The organism is Desulfosarcina variabilis str. Montpellier (assembly GCF_048565275.1).
Taxonomy (GTDB): domain Bacteria; phylum Desulfobacterota; class Desulfobacteria; order Desulfobacterales; family Desulfosarcinaceae; genus Desulfosarcina; species Desulfosarcina variabilis.
In genome coordinates this window covers 8,683,870-8,698,773 of the sequence record NZ_CP159846.1, presented here as the reverse complement: position 1 = coordinate 8,698,773, position 14,904 = coordinate 8,683,870, and the positions used below count along the sequence as shown (strand labels likewise).

Here is a 14,904-nt window from a genome sequence, read left to right as displayed (position 1 = left end):
GGAACCATACTTCCAAAAACCAAGTTATCAGACGGATGCGTCGATTTCAAGCAATGCTCGACTTGTCCGGGCCAAGCGCACCTGTTGATAATAATCTATCCTACCGGTTTATATATGGATTAAAGCCAATCAACGGGCTTTTTGCTGACCATCGGATACGTGCGCGTTTTTGATTCCCGTTTGGCTAAAACTGTGATATTTTATACTTTATCAGCATTGTCGGACGAGCTTTGTGGCTATTCAACCATCAATGTTACGCCGCTTCCCAGGTCACGCTTATGGATGACAAAGAAATCTATTTGGACGACGAGGCAAAGCAGCTCTTTTCCCAGATTGAAGGCATGGAAGAGCATAAAAAGGGACGTTCCGCCGCCGAGATGATGGCCGCGAGCCTTGCCGAAGAGCAGAAACAACAGGACGTCTGGCGAATTTTGATGTGTGAAATTATTCATCATGTTGCCAATTATATCAAGCATATTGACCTGGATGATGGTCAGCCGGAAGAGCACCGTACCTTCGAGCAACTGACAGAAACACTGGCCAAGCTTGCCCAGCTTCCTCAGCATACCGGGCGGATCCTGGTCCGCTACCGGGGCCTTTCCAGTGATGAAGAGGTGCCCGAAAAGCAGGACTACGAGATTCTTTTCAGCAACATGGTGGTGGATCTGGATCTGGTTCCGACCATGATCAACCGGCATGGGCACCGCTTGTCTCACCTGATGAAACAATTATTGGATGCATTCGGCATCTTTGCGGAGTACGGCATCAATAATTTATCTCTGAACCTGCCGGACCGCGATCCCGGCTGTCTTGAGCGCCTGCGCCGATCGCTTCATATTCTGTGCCGTTTCTACCGTCCCGAGGAACGTCTTCATGATCTGGTTCTGGGGCCGGGAAAAACCGATGTTGTGCCGGTCGTGGTCGATGAAGGGGGGGCGGTCAATCCCAATTTGACTCTCACGGCCGGTGTCAACCGCCTGTCGGCGGGTACCATGAAAAAACTGGTGGCCAAGGTGGATCACTGGATGCAGAAAAAAGAGGCTTCCCCTGAAGGCTGCCGGTTTACCAGCGTCTACAACGCCATTTTGGGGCTGCCCAAAATCAGCGCGCAATTGACGCCTCCACCCATTGAGATCAACAATATGGACTGGCTCCTGCGGGAGGAAAGTGAGCAGCTCTTTTCCCGCGAAAAAGCCAAAGTGGCCCGGATCATCGCCAGTGTCGCGGTTTCTCCTGAAAAAGTGGCCAAAGTGATCAAAAGTGTCTACGGTGATGACTATCCCAAAATCAATGCCAGGCACCTGGAAGAGCGGTTGGGCCTTTCATCGCATTTGCTGGATGCCATTGACCAGAAGCCGAAAAGCGAGGATGCCCGTCTGGAGGTCTTGAGCAATCTGCAAAAACGCCTGGATACGGTTCGTGATGATGTGTTTGAAAATCTGTATGTCAACCGGGCCGACGATAACCAAATACAGGAACCGGGCGCAGTTAAAAAGGCGATTCACCGCCGCTTGTTCAAGATGATTTCATTTTTCAAGGGGCGTAGCGCGACGCGTAAAAAGATGAAATCCATGGTGCGCGGGGCCATCCATTTCGAGGCTCGCGATTACGATATCCTTGCTCAGGATTTCGGCATTGATCTTGAAGATGCCCACACCCTGGTGGATACGCTCAAAAACTGCTTTAATGACCGCGGGCGTTTTCTTAAGGCTGCTTTTATCGAAGGGATGCCGCAGTTTGCCCGTTACGAAAAAAAGATTTTCGAATTTTTATGGCGTCATTTAAAGGACGTGATCGCCTCAGACGATCGCACGGCTTTTCTCAATGCCCTGCAGACGCTCACGGCCCGGATGAAGCAGCCCAAGCGGGCCTTTAAGATCCTGTTGGAAGATTTTTTAAAAGATCCCAAGGATATCCAGTTTTCGGACGCCAAGGCGCTGGTGCTGGCCAACCTGATTCTACACGAGTATGACAAAGCCCTGGCCGACATCGAAATTACCCCCGAGGATATTCTGTTCGATCGGCACGGGCTGGACAAGGATGTGGCGCGATACGCCGCCTGGCGCATGGAGCGGGAGCAGGAGGCGTTTTTCGACAAGGTGCGGACCATCCACAATGGGCTGTGTGAGGCCCTGGAATTGGGGTTGACCCGACGGCAGCATCTTTCTGTCAAGGATCTGCTCAGTTTAGAGCGGGAAGTGTATATCTTTTTATCCATGGTTGAAACCCTGGTCGGGCGATCGGTACTGCGTAGTGCGGTCCACGAATACGGCAGTCCGGAATCGGATCTTTATTTTTTAGAGGAAAGCGACCGTTTCATATCGCACCTGCTGCAAAACCTGCGCATCGCCATTCGCGGTCTGGCCAACATCGGTACCCTGGACTGCATCCCGCTTTTGGAAGATGTTAAAACCCGGGAAGAGGTCTTCAAGCGCCTGAAAAAAACCAAGGCCCACCGGGAGCAGTCACGCATGATATCCGAATGGGTGGATGAGGCAGTGAAAATTATCAAATTCCATTCCTGACCGGCCTGCTCAAAATTTCCCTCCTGGTGTCCATGATCCTTCTCGCCCCTGAAAATTTTTCAAATTTATTCAAGCGGATATATTGGCCATCCGATTTTTCGAGTATTCGGATGAAAAAAGCACTTGACGTTTTTTGAGCTTATGCTTACTGTTGGCTTGGCAAAAAAAACGGTTTGATAGAGCGAATTCAATTGTGAATCTGTGACGTACGCTTGAACGTCGGCCAAGGGCCGGAGGAGAAAAAATCCAATGATTATTAGTATTGCCAGTGGGAAGGGCGGAACAGGGAAGACCACTGTGGCCACCAACCTGGCGGTATCTGTGGACGACCCCGTCCAGTTTTTGGACTGTGATGTGGAAGAGCCCAATGCCCACCTGTTTTTGCATCCCACCATCGAAGAAACGAAAACCGTCAACACGCCGGTTCCCCAGATTGATCTGGACGCGTGCAATCAATGCAAAAAATGCATGGACATCTGTCGCTTCAGGGCCATTGCCGTCATCGGTGATATGGTTTTGACCTTTCCCGAGCTGTGCCATAGTTGCGGGGGATGCATGGCGATCTGCCCTGAAAGTGCGATTACGGAAACGGATCGCGAATTGGGTGCGCTTGAAATCGGCCACCGGGATGGTATCGCCTTTATCCACGGACGCATGCGCGTCGGGGAAGCCATGGCGCCGCCGTTGATTCGTCTGGTCAGGCAGGCCGGCGCCACCGATGGCCTAACGCTGATTGACGCGCCACCGGGGACCTCATGCCCGGTCATCGCCGCCATGAAGGACACGGATTTTGTGCTTTTGGTAACCGAACCCACGCCGTTTGGTCTGCACGATCTGACGCTTGCCGTGGAAGCCGTGAAAATACTTAAAATCCCGATGGGATTGGTCATCAACCGCTGCGACATGGGGGATGACAAGGTCAAGGCCTATGCCCAGCGCGAAGGCTTGCCCATCCTGATGGAAATTCCATTTGATCGGGAGATTGCACAGTGTTATTCCCGTGGTGAAATGTTCACCCTGACGCTTCCCGAATGGAAGGCCCGATTTCGTGAACTGCTCCAACAGATAAAAACGCTGATCGGAAAGGGGGCCGGTGAATAATGAAGGAACTGGTGATTTTGAGTGGCAAAGGGGGTACTGGCAAAACCAGTTTGACCGCATCGTTCGCCGTTCTGGCCAGTGGCAGCCTCATGTGTGATGCGGACGTGGATGCTGCGGATCTTCATCTGCTCATGCAGCCCGAAATAAAGACACAGACTGACTTTGAAGGCGGGGGCGTGGCGATCATCGATCCGGAGCGTTGTAGCGGCTGCGGTACCTGCATCGACATGTGCCGATGGGAGGCCATCAATTCGGAATTTTTTGTTGATGAGATTGCCTGTGAGGGCTGCGGGGTTTGCGTTGATTTTTGTCCGGAAAAGGCCATTGATTTTCCAACCAAAACCTGTGGGCAATGGTTTATTTCGGATACCCGTTTCGGTCCCATGGTGCATGCCCGGTTGGGGATTGCCGAGGAAAATTCCGGTAAACTGGTGACCCTGGTGCGTCAGCAGGCCAAACAGTTGGCCGAGGAAAAAGGCATTGATCTGATCATTACCGATGGTCCTCCGGGAGTGGGCTGTCCGGTCATTGCATCGGTCGGCGGTGCCACCAGCACGCTGATTGTTGCCGAGCCCACCGTGTCGGGAATTCATGATATGTGCCGGGCCGTCGAATTGTGCCAGCACTTCAAGGTGCCGGTGATGGTGTGTATCAACAAGTTCGATCTGAACCTGGAAAACAGCGATAAAATCGAAAAAATAGCCAATGATGCGGGATTACCGGTCGTGGGGCGCGTCCCCTTTGATCCAGATTTCACCCGTGCTATGGTGCAGGGCAAAACACTGATTGAATATGATGCGCGTGGACCGGCCAGCGAATCCGTCCGCCAGGTGTGGTCAGCCATTATGGCTTCGCCGGCCATGACCGCAGACTAATTTTAGTATCCATTTTTCGGATAGGCACTAACTATTGATGAACTCGTAAAAAGTCGACGTTCAGACGGATTCGTAAAAAGCCCGAGATCAAGGCTTGCGAATCCTAAGGAATGAGGCGTACATATCGTACTCCGCAGTGACGAAGGATACGCGTAACGCCGATATCGGGTTTTTTACGAATCCGTCAACCATTGAAAGGAGCATCTAGTACCATGCAAAACGGAAGAATAGCAGTCCCCTCCATGCTGGAGGGGGGGCTTGACGGTAAACGGTCAGGCCATTTCGGTCATTGTGACACCTTCACCCTGATTGATGTCAAAGACGGCACCATCGAAAAGGTATCCACCATCAACAATGAAACCCATGTTCAGGGGGGATGCATGGTACCGGTCAATCTGCTGGCATCAAACAAGGTCAATGCATTGATCGTGGGTGGGATTGGCATGCGGCCCCTGATGGGATTCCGCCAGGTAGGCATTGATGTCTACCATGACGACCAGCGTCCGGAAATTCGTCCGGTGGTGGAAGATCTGATTGCCGGGAAACTGACAATGATTCAGGACAATCAGGTGTGTGGCGGTGGTGGTGGCCAGGTTTAAGTCGGCCATTTACAAGGGTCACAATGACAATTGCTGCCCACCGCTTTTTGGCGGGCAGCCCAAAAGGGAGTAAAACCAATGAAAATTGCCGTAACCTCCACGGGGCAGGAACTTGATTCTCCTGTGGATCCCCGTTTTGGACGGGCGGCCTATATCCTTATTGTTGACACCGACAGTATGGAATTTGAGGCCTTGGATAATGCTGAAAATTTGAATGCTCTCAAAGGTGCCGGTATTCAGGCCGCCACCATGATCAATGACAAACATGCGGACGTACTTTTGACCGGGTTTTGCGGCCCCAATGCTTTCAAGACACTGGCCGCGGCCAATATCAAGGTAGCTGACAATGTTAGCGGCACGGTGCGTGAAGCAGTGGAAGCCTTTTCAACCGGTAACGTCACGTTCTCGTCCGAACCCAATGCCCAGGGACATTGGTAGCCGGAGTAAAGTTGATAATCCATCATCAAACTCTCTACCCCAACGTTGAAAAAAAAAGATGGCCCAACGGCTCCACCCTTGGTGTTTTGGGGCTGGAGCCTCCAGGCTTTAGCAACCTTGGGCCTATTTCCCCAACAAACGTTCCACACCATTTGCGATCAAGGGTGACCCGTCCATCGAAAATGCCTGGCGGGGTACTGTCCGCCAGGTATCAAAGGAGGTGAACCGATGCCGAATAAACTGGAAAGGAGAAGCAAGCGTGGCCAAAAATATCGGCATCATTTATTGTGAAAAGATCCAGGATAGCAGTTGCGTCGGATGCGCGAAGTGTTACAAGGCGGTGAATGACAAACTGTTTGCGTTTGAAGGGCAGGATGACGTGAACATTGTTTTCAAGACCGGCTGCGGCGATTGTCCCGGCCTGGTTCTGCCGCGTATACAGTTGCAAATGCTGTGTATGGAAAAACTTGAAACAAAGGTGGATGAAGTTTATTTCGGCACCTGTGTGAAAAAGGCCCACGGTATGATGAACTGCCCTATGAATCTGCCCGGAATCACAAAGAAACTGGAAGAGGTTTACCAGGTCCCGGTTCATGTGGGAACACATGACATGTAAAAACCATTTGTTCATCATGGATGAACACTGACAAATGACTCCTTGGTTCGACGATTCAAGTGCTTGTGCGGCACCGCCCCCAGTCAGCCTTATCTGAACAGCATCGACCTCCTAATAACCGTTGGGTGTGGGGCCGGTGCCGCACCGACCGTCTTATTTGCCTGCCCGCCCCGTGGCGGGGCCTTTTTTGCCAATTAGGGTCCGGTTTGTTTATAACCATCAAAAAATTGTTTTCCTGCTTTTTCAGCATTGGAGTATAACACCTATGGCCCTGCCGGCCACCCATCTTCGTTTTGCCGCCGTCCTTGCCGATCAATTGGCTGTTTCCGATTGGCAGGCTTATCTGTCGGGAACACTTTACCCGGACAGCCGCTGGGTCACCGGCGTGGCCCGCCAACAGACCCATGATGCACGTTTTCGTGATCCGGCGTTTGCCACCGATGATTTTACCCTGGGCTGGCATATTCATTGTGCGTGCGACCAGATCCAGGGGGATATTCATGCTGCGTGTCTGGGGGACCTGACGACGTTGACACCTATTGCACGGTGGGTTCGTGTATCCGCTGCCAAGGTCATTCAGGATATGGATGATGCAGCCAAAGGAAAACTGAGCGATTATCTACCGCTGCTGGTTGCCTGCCAGACCCCCAATCAAGAGTCTGACGTGGATATTGACAATTATTTCGGCTTTGTTAAACAGGCCTACCACTGCCTGAGCACCCCGGCCTGGCAGGATTATGCGCGCTTGTGGGAGCAGGTGGGCCTTGACCGGCCGACGGTTTTACAAATGGAAAACGAGGTGCAGCAGATGCGATCGGACCCGTCGCTGATTGCAACCCTTAACGCGATCTTTGATCAGATGGTAAACCAATATTCAATTGAAAATGGATAATGGAAAATGGATAATTAAGGATCGTAAAATTCATCTATCATTTTCCATTCTCAATTTTCCATTCTCCATTGAATTTAAGGGGGTTTGGTGTCCATAACCGATGCAAATGAGCGATCCAACGATATCAGGGTGCAAAGCTGGTGCGATTTGTGTGAGCGGCTGTACGAGAATTCCTGGCAGCAGGACCTGCTTCGTTTTCGTTCCAATTTTGCATTCAGGGGGCTGTCGGACAACGCCTACAGTCTGAAAAACAGTTTTACCCGGCGGTGCGGAGCTTACGCGCATTTGGAGTATCATCTGCTTCGCAACTTCAGCAAATATGCCGACGTTCCCTGGACCGGCAACAATGCGTCAGACTGGCGCTGGCTTACCGTTGCCCAGCACCATGGACTGCCAACCCGGCTTCTGGACTGGACCTATTCTCCATTTGTGGCGGCTCATTTTGCCACGGCAGACACGGACCGCTTCGACTGTGACGGGGTTATCTGGTTTGCGGATTACGTAAAAATCAACAAGATGTTGCCCAGTCCACTGTCAGACGAGTTGGTTGATCACGGTGCCAACGCCTTTACCCTGGAGATGCTCGAGCATGCCTTGGGCAATATCAAGAAGTTCGATGCCCTGGGTGACGATTTGGTACTTTTTTTCGAGCCCCCCTCCATTGACGGCCGTATTGTCAACCAGTTCGCTTTTTTTTCGGTCATGTCCAGCCCCACCGCCCAACTGGACCGTTGGTTGGAGAATCATCCTGACTTATACGGTCGGATCATTATTCCCCGGGAACTCAAGTGGGAGATTCGTGATAAATTGGATCTGGCCAACATTACCGAAAGAATTCTGTTCCCAGGCTTAGACGGCCTGGCCTCGTGGCTTAAACGCTACTATACTCCCCGTTGCGGGTAACATTGTTCTTCTTTCCTTTTGCCTGCCGGACTGCTTTTGCCAGCCGTTGGCAAAATGCTCACTTCTCAATTCTATCGGCGGTGGATAGCCTTGTTTTTTAAAACTATTGAGGGCGTTTGCTTGACAATTGGCCGGTATCATAATTTAATAAAACTACGCCACTTCGTTGGTACGGATGCCCACCTTTGATTTGGATGTTGACTCCTTTTCCTGCGCTTGTCGACCTTGTGCCAGCATGCGAAGTGGATCTTCGCAACGCCTCACCCCAACGCATAAGGAGGTTCATATGAGTGTAAAGGTCCTGATTACCCGAACCATTCCCGGTGATAAAGGAAGAGACATGCTGCAGCTTTTCAGGGATATGCGAAATCTGGCTACCGCCCAGCCCGGCTACATTTCCGGAGAGACCCTGAAAAGTAATGACCGTCCCGATGTTTTTCTGGTCATCAGTACCTGGGAATCGGCGGCGGATTGGGAAACCTGGCTTTTAAGCAAAGAGCGGCAGGCCATTCAAGAGAAGATCGACGCCCTTTTGGGTGGGAAAACACATTATGAGCTGTTTCATTATCGGCTGAGGGATTGAGTGCCTTCTATTCAAATTCAGGAAAACCCAATGGGTGCTCCCATGCAGCGCATGGGAGCACGGTCAAACAGGCGAATAATCCACCATGGGCTATGGTTTGCCCATTGCCTGATCAGTTCCTTTGGATCCATTGGGCCAGTTGCTGAACCTGGGTGATTTCAAAAAAATCCATGCGGATGCCGCTGAACAGGCTAAAGATTCCCACCCAGGTATCTTTCCAGAATCGATCGCACACCACGGCGACCTTGTCGATGGCGTGGTCATAGAGTCTCAGGAAGCGAAGATCGTCATAAAAATCCTCGGCGCTGTTGAAAGACGGATAATGCCGCATCACCAGCACCAGGCGGATCCGCCCCAACGCCTTGATCGCTTGGTCCATCTCCTTGCAAATGGTGTTGAAGCGTTTTTTCGTAATTTCTGATCGTACCTCGAGGGTCAACAGATTGCCCTTGACGTTAAATTCGGAAAACGGCATTTTTGCACCTCCTTTTCCATACATGTCTAACAATAACCATCTTTAATGCATTTGGCATCCATCCGGCTCGATGAGGGGGTGGCTGAATAGGACCAGATTGAATTGATGGAAAAGGAATGTAGCGAACGCGTTTGCTTGATCTTGCAAACCGCGATAAAGCCATTAACATAATGCTTTAAGCTGTTTTAAAGAAAGGTGCACATGCCAAAGAATGGAAATACCGGAACTGGGGCGCCAGTGAAACTTCATTTTACGTATACCAACGGTGCGGTGGATGATGCCATCGACCATTTGATGGATCAGGTGGGAGGGATTGCCCACCCCGATATTGTTAGGGAAATCATCCTTGCCGGTCTCAAAGCCGGCCAGGAAAACAGCGGTCGCATGGACCTCAAACTGATGAACACCTCCATGAAGGAGATGCGTTTTACCGCCAAGGTGTTCGGCCCCTATCGTCAGGTGCGCAAGGTGACGGTCTTCGGCTCGGCACGAATCAAGCCGGATGCGCCGCTCTACAAACTGGCGCGCGATCTGGGCAACCAACTGACCCGGGCCGGATTCATGGTGATCACCGGCGGCGGGCCGGGAATCATGCAGGCCACCAACGAGGGGGCCGGCCCGGAGCACTCCTTTGGTGTCAATATTCGGCTGCCCTTTGAGCAGAAGCCCAACCCTGTGCTGGTGGGCAATCCCCGGCATATTACCTACAAATACTTTTTCAACCGTAAAGTGGCCTTTTTAAAGGAGGCGGATGCGGTGGTACTGTTTCCCGGCGGGTTCGGCACCATGGACGAGGCCATGGAATCCATTACATTGCTGCAGACCGGTAAGCGTTATCCGCTGCCGTTGATATGCATCGATCAGCCCGATGGCACCTACTGGGAACGCTTGTGTCATTTTCTTGAAAACGAGCTTTCCCGCCACGGGTATATTTCCCACGATGATTTCCGGTTGATCGAGCGGGTGAATTGCCCCGAGGACGCCGTGGAAAAAATTCAGGCATTTTATTCACGGTATCACAGCCTGCGCTGGGTGGGTGAACAGATGGTGATCCGGTTGGTGTCACCGATTTCAGAGCAGCAGGTGGCGCTGCTTAAAAAACAGTTTGGCGATATCCTTGTTCCCGGCGGCGATATTCGGCTCAGTGGTCCTCTTGAAGAAGAAAAGAATGAGGTGGAACTGGCCGGTATGCCCCGCCTGGTGATCGATTTCAAAAAACGCGATTTTGGCCGACTACGCGAATTGGTGGATGCCATCAACGCATTTTAAGGCCAGCACTGAATAAAAAAGATTAAGATTATTTTCAATGCAGACAACATCAATGCGTTCAGTTTTGGTTACCGGTGGCACCGGTTATGTGGGCGGACGACTCATCCCGCGACTGCTATCGTCCGGCCACCGGGTGCGTGCCATGGCCCGCTCGCCCCAACGCCTTTCATGCCGGCCCTGGGGGCGCCACGAACGGCTGGAGATCGTGCCTGGAGATGCCCTGGACCGGGATTCGTTTGTCCGGGCGGCCCAAGGGTGCGGCGTGGCCTATTACCTGATCCATTCCATGAACGCCCACAAAGGCCGGTTTGCCGACGCCGACCGGACAGCGGCCGAGAACATGGTGGCCGCGGCCCGGGAAAATCAGTTGTCGAGAATTGTCTACCTGGGGGGATTGGGCGATCAGAATCATGAAGCCTTGAGCCGTCATCTCAAATCCCGTCACGAGGTGGAACGGATCCTCAGCGGTGGTTCGGTGCCGGTAACTATCCTAAGGGCGGCCATGATCTTAGGCGCGGGCAGCGCGTCTTTTGAGATGCTGCGTTATCTGGTGGATCGGCTGCCGCTGATGATTACGCCGCGGTGGGTCAAGACGCCCTGTCAACCCATCTCCATCGGCAATGTGCTGGATTACCTGGAAGGATGTCTGAACGCTCCTGCAACCGCCGGTGAGACCTTTGATATCGGCGGGCCGGATGTGCTCACCTATCGGGACTTGATCCAAATCTATGCCCGTGAAGCCGGATTGCGGCGGCGTATGATCATCCCGGTGCCGGTCCTCACCCCATGGCTCAGCGCCAAGTGGGTTCATCTGGTCACCCCGATCCCATCATCCATTGCCCAGCCGTTGGCCGAAGGGCTGAGCATTCCGGTGGTGTGCCAAGACAACCGCATCCGAGAGCTGGTTCCGATCCGGCTGACCGATACCCGGCAGGCCATCGGCAGGGCGCTGGACCGGGTCCGTCAGGCGCAGGTGGAGACCTGCTGGTTCGACGGCGGGGGGAGCCTGCCGCCCGAGTGGACCACCTGCGGGGATGCCGACTATGCCGGGGGCACGGTTCTGGGGGGCGCCCACCGTATCGTCGTGGAAGGCGAGGCCGAAACCGTGTGGCGGACGGTGGAAGCCATTGGCGGCGACAATGGCTGGTATTTTGCCCAGCAACTATGGCGCTTAAGGGGCATGATGGATCGCCTGGTCGGCGGGCCGGGGCTACGCCGGGGGCGGCGTCAACCGCAAACCCTGAGGGTGGGGGACGGCCTGGATTTCTGGCGGGTCATTGCCGTTGAGCCGCCCCACCGACTGCTGCTGTTGGCGGAGATGAAGGCACCGGGGGATGCCCTGCTTGAATTTCTCATCGATCCACAGGGACCGGGTCGGGTCAGTTTGAAAATGGTATCGCGTTTCCTGCCCCGCGGCCTTTTGGGCATGCTTTACTGGTACGTGCTGCTTCCCACCCACCAATGGCTTTTTGAGGGCATGCTGCGGGCGGTTGCCCAAAAAACCGGCCTCCCCGTCTATCGGGGGCCTGAAAAGGACACGATTGACACGTCGTTTGAATGTCAGTTGTAATACTGGATTGGATTTGGACAAAACATGACTGATATCACTACCATGGTCGACCACCTGATCGCAGCGGATCCCTACCTCAAGAGCCACCGTGAGGATCTGACCCGGCGCCTCGACCATATTCGCCATATGCATGAACGTCTTACCGAAGGTCGCGTGGATTTATTGGACCTGGCTTCGGGTCACGAGCATTTCGGTTTGCACCGGACCGGCAAGGGATGGACATTCAGGGAGTGGGCACCGGCCGCCACGGCCATCTACCTGGTGGGAGATTTCTCGGGCTGGAAGGAAGATGCCGCTTTTGCCCTGACCCGGACCGGCGATAGCGGTCAATGGGCCATCGATCTGCCTTTGGGGGCATTGCATCACCAGGATCTTTTTCGACTGCGCATCCATTGGCCCGGCGGTGCGGGCGACCGCATCCCGGCCTATGCCCGGCGGGTGGTCCAGGACCCCCGAACCCTGATTTTCAATGCCCAGGTGTGGGCCCCGGACACGCCATACGTGTGGCGATGCCCGGATTTCCGGCGATCAAAGCGACCGCCCCTGATTTATGAAGTTCACGTGGGCATGGCCCAGGAAGCCGAGAAGATCGGCACGTGGGCTGAGTTTACCGAGAATGTCCTACCGCGAATCGTCCGCTCCGGCTATAATACGATTCAACTCATGGCAGTTCAGGAACATCCTTATTACGGCTCCTTTGGCTACCATGTATCCAATTTTTTCGCCGCCTCGTCGCGCTTTGGCCCACCCGAGGACCTCATGGCGCTGATCGATGCGGCTCATGCACAGGGGCTGGCCGTGATCATGGATCTGGTGCATTCCCATGCCGTGTCCAACACGGTTGAGGGGCTGGGGGCTTTCGACGGAACACAATACCAGTATTTCCATCAAGGTCCGCGTGGCCGCCATCATGCCTGGGACAGCCGCTGTTTTGATTATGGTAAACCGGAAGTGGTTCATTTTCTGCTCTCCAATTGCCGCTATTGGCTGGATGCCTTTCATGTGGACGGATTCCGGTTTGACGGCATCACCAGCATGCTCTACACCCACCATGGTCTGGAACGGGCTTTTACCGGCTATGACGATTACTTCAACGAAACCGTGGATGAGGATGCCCTGGCATACTTGGCCCTGGCCAACGAGGTCATCCATCGTCTGCGGCCCGATGCCGTGACCGTGGCCGAAGACATCAGCGGCATGCCGGGACTGGCCCTTCCGGTCGAATCGGGCGGGGTGGGGTTTGACTACCGTTTTGCCATGGGGGTGCCTGACCACTGGATTCGGCTGACCAAGGACACGCCCGACGAGAACTGGCCCATGGGGCACCTGTGGTACGAGTTGACCAACCGACGGCAGGAAGAGCAAACCATCAGCTACACCGAATCCCACGACCAGGCCCTGGTGGGAGACAAAACCCTGATGTTCCGTATGGCCGATGCCGCCATGTACCGGCACATGGCCCTCGATGATCCGGATCTGGGGGTTGAACGGGCCATGGCGCTGCATAAAATGATCCGGTTGATTACGCTGGCCACGGCGGGCAGTGGCTACCTCAATTTTATGGGCAATGAGTTCGGCCATCCCGAGTGGATCGATTTTCCCCGGGAGGGTAACAACTGGAGCTATGCCTATGCCCGGCGTCAGTGGTGTCTGGTGGATGATCCGCAGCTGAAATATTATCTGCTGGCCCGTTTTGATCGGCAGATGATTCGTTTGATCGACACCGCTGAACTGCTGGCCAAGGGTGCGCCATCTCTATTGTGGGAGCATGATCACGACAAAATCATTGCCTTTTTGCGCGCCGGATGGATTTTTGCGTTTAACTTCCATCCCACCCAATCCTTTGCCGGCTATGGCATTCCCGCCCCGGCGGAGCGCTTTCGCATGGTGCTGGATACGGATGATCGCCAGTTTGGCGGCCATGGCCGGTTGGTGGCCGGACAGGTGCATCACCCCCATCAGGCCGAGGACAATCCCTGGGGCAGCCAACTTCAGCTTTATCTGCCGTGTCGCACGGCATTGGTCTTGAAACATGCAATCTAAACGAAACTATTCGCTGAAAGCCCTGAATACCTTTGGAATCGAGGCTGTTGCCGACCGCTACGTGCGTTTTGAGGCAGAATCGGAAATCGATGACTTCATCAGCCGTCACGCTTTTAAAGAATCAAGACACCTGGTCCTGGGGGGGGGGAGCAATCTGCTGTTTGCCGGCGACTTTCCCGGTACCGTGCTGCATCCCATGGTCAAGGGCATCCACATTGTTGAACAAGACAAAGACCATCTGTGGATCAAGGTTATGGCCGGTGAAACCTGGGATGATCTGGTGGCCTTTGCCGTGAATAAGGGGTGGGGGGGGATCGAAAACCTGTCCCTGATTCCGGGCAGCGTGGGGGCCAGTGCCGTGCAGAATATTGGTGCCTACGGGGTGGAAGTGCGAACGGTCATCGACCGTGTGGAGGCTGTTGCCATTTCTTCCGGCCAGCGGGTTGTTTTTTCCGCCGGGGAGTGTGGGTTCGGGTATCGGTCCAGCCGATTCAAGGCAGAAGGGCAGGACCGGTTCATCATTACGGCAGTGGTGTTGCGCCTCGATCGGCATCCCCGGTTTGTGCTTGACTATCCCGGCGTGGGTGAGGCGGTTCAGGCGCTGGGGGGCGCCAGCCTCAACACCGTGCGCCAGGCCATCATTGATATCCGGCAGCATAAATTGCCCGATCCCGCTGTCCTTGGCAATGCGGGCAGTTTTTTTAAAAATCCCGTGGTTGAATATGGGGTGCTCGAAAATTTGCTCGAGCGTTATCCTGATCTGCCCCATTATATCCAGGCCGATGGCCGGTTCAAGCTGGCCGCCGGCTGGCTGATCGATCGTTGCGGCTGGAAGGGCCGATGCGTTGGCCGGGCCGCTGTCCACGACCGGCAGGCCCTGGTGCTGGTCAATCGCGGAGGGGCCAGCGGGCAGGAAATCCTGGACCTGTCCGAGCAGATCAGGCAATCCGTTGACCAGCGCTATGGGATCCATCTGGAACGGGAGGTTCGGGTTGTCGGCCCAGATCAATAATCG

14 protein-coding genes are annotated in these 14,904 nt (G+C 54.0%); 13 read left to right on the top strand and 1 reads right to left on the bottom strand.

Translation table 11 applies throughout. The features are described 5' to 3' along the window. Window positions 1–278: 278 nt before the first annotated feature. From Dvar_RS39180 to Dvar_RS39140, 9 genes are all read left to right on the top strand, one after another. Window positions 279–2,525 (top strand): hypothetical protein, encoded by a 2,247-nt coding sequence (locus tag Dvar_RS39180; protein ID WP_419658891.1) that lies wholly within the window; start codon window positions 279–281, stop codon window positions 2,523–2,525. Between the two features lie 249 nt (window positions 2,526–2,774). Next, window positions 2,775–3,626 (top strand): ATP-binding protein, encoded by an 852-nt coding sequence (locus Dvar_RS39175; RefSeq protein WP_419658890.1) that lies wholly within the window; start codon window positions 2,775–2,777, stop codon window positions 3,624–3,626. Next, entirely contained in the window at window positions 3,626–4,501 is an 876-nt protein-coding gene (locus Dvar_RS39170; protein ID WP_419658889.1) for a P-loop NTPase, read from the top strand. The genes Dvar_RS39175 and Dvar_RS39170 overlap by 1 nt, the downstream gene beginning before the upstream one ends. Window positions 4,502–4,713: 212 nt before the next feature. Then, a complete protein-coding gene (locus Dvar_RS39165) occupies window positions 4,714–5,100 on the top strand; it encodes a NifB/NifX family molybdenum-iron cluster-binding protein (protein ID WP_419658888.1) in 387 nt (128 codons plus the stop codon). A gap of 78 nt (window positions 5,101–5,178) precedes the next feature. Further along, a complete protein-coding gene (locus Dvar_RS39160) occupies window positions 5,179–5,538 on the top strand; it encodes a NifB/NifX family molybdenum-iron cluster-binding protein (protein WP_419658887.1) in 360 nt (119 codons plus the stop codon). Window positions 5,539–5,797: 259 nt separating this feature from the next. Then, entirely contained in the window at window positions 5,798–6,154 is a 357-nt protein-coding gene (locus Dvar_RS39155) for a CGGC domain-containing protein (protein ID WP_419658886.1), read from the top strand. Between the two features lie 265 nt (window positions 6,155–6,419). After that, window positions 6,420–7,046: a hypothetical protein gene (locus tag Dvar_RS39150; RefSeq protein WP_419658885.1), complete on the top strand. Its 627-nt coding sequence runs from the start codon at window positions 6,420–6,422 to the stop codon at window positions 7,044–7,046. Window positions 7,047–7,133: 87 nt separating this feature from the next. After that, window positions 7,134–7,949 carry an FRG domain-containing protein gene (locus Dvar_RS39145; RefSeq protein WP_419658884.1) on the top strand — a complete coding sequence of 272 codons (816 nt, stop codon included), beginning with the start codon at window positions 7,134–7,136 and terminating at the stop codon, window positions 7,947–7,949. A gap of 286 nt (window positions 7,950–8,235) precedes the next feature. Further along, entirely contained in the window at window positions 8,236–8,532 is a 297-nt protein-coding gene (locus Dvar_RS39140) for an antibiotic biosynthesis monooxygenase family protein (RefSeq protein WP_419658883.1), read from the top strand. A gap of 112 nt (window positions 8,533–8,644) precedes the next feature. Here the strand turns inward: Dvar_RS39140 and Dvar_RS39135 are convergent, their stop codons facing one another. Then, on the bottom strand, window positions 8,645–9,007 hold the full coding sequence (locus Dvar_RS39135) for an STAS/SEC14 domain-containing protein (protein ID WP_419658882.1): 363 nt from the start codon (window positions 9,005–9,007) through the stop codon (window positions 8,645–8,647). 237 nt (window positions 9,008–9,244) lie between these two features. On the opposite strand from Dvar_RS39135, the gene Dvar_RS39130 reads away from it, so the two are divergent. Genes Dvar_RS39130 through murB form a run of 4 tightly spaced genes read left to right on the top strand, consistent with a single transcriptional unit; the run spans window position 9,245 to window position 14,901 of the window. After that, entirely contained in the window at window positions 9,245–10,276 is a 1,032-nt protein-coding gene (locus tag Dvar_RS39130; protein ID WP_419658881.1) for a TIGR00730 family Rossman fold protein, read from the top strand. Window positions 10,277–10,328: 52 nt separating this feature from the next. Continuing rightward, complete coding sequence (locus Dvar_RS39125; protein WP_419658880.1) at window positions 10,329–11,846, top strand: SDR family oxidoreductase; 1,518 nt, start codon at window positions 10,329–10,331, stop codon at window positions 11,844–11,846. A 24-nt stretch (window positions 11,847–11,870) separates the two neighbouring features. Then, a complete protein-coding gene (locus tag Dvar_RS39120) occupies window positions 11,871–13,889 on the top strand; it encodes an alpha amylase C-terminal domain-containing protein (RefSeq protein ID WP_419658879.1) in 2,019 nt (672 codons plus the stop codon). Beyond that, the gene (murB, locus tag Dvar_RS39115; protein ID WP_419658878.1) at window positions 13,879–14,901 is read left to right on the top strand and encodes a UDP-N-acetylmuramate dehydrogenase; all 1,023 of its coding nucleotides are present in this window, start codon (window positions 13,879–13,881) and stop codon (window positions 14,899–14,901) included. The genes Dvar_RS39120 and murB overlap by 11 nt, the downstream gene beginning before the upstream one ends. The last annotated feature ends 3 nt before the right edge of the window (window positions 14,902–14,904 follow it).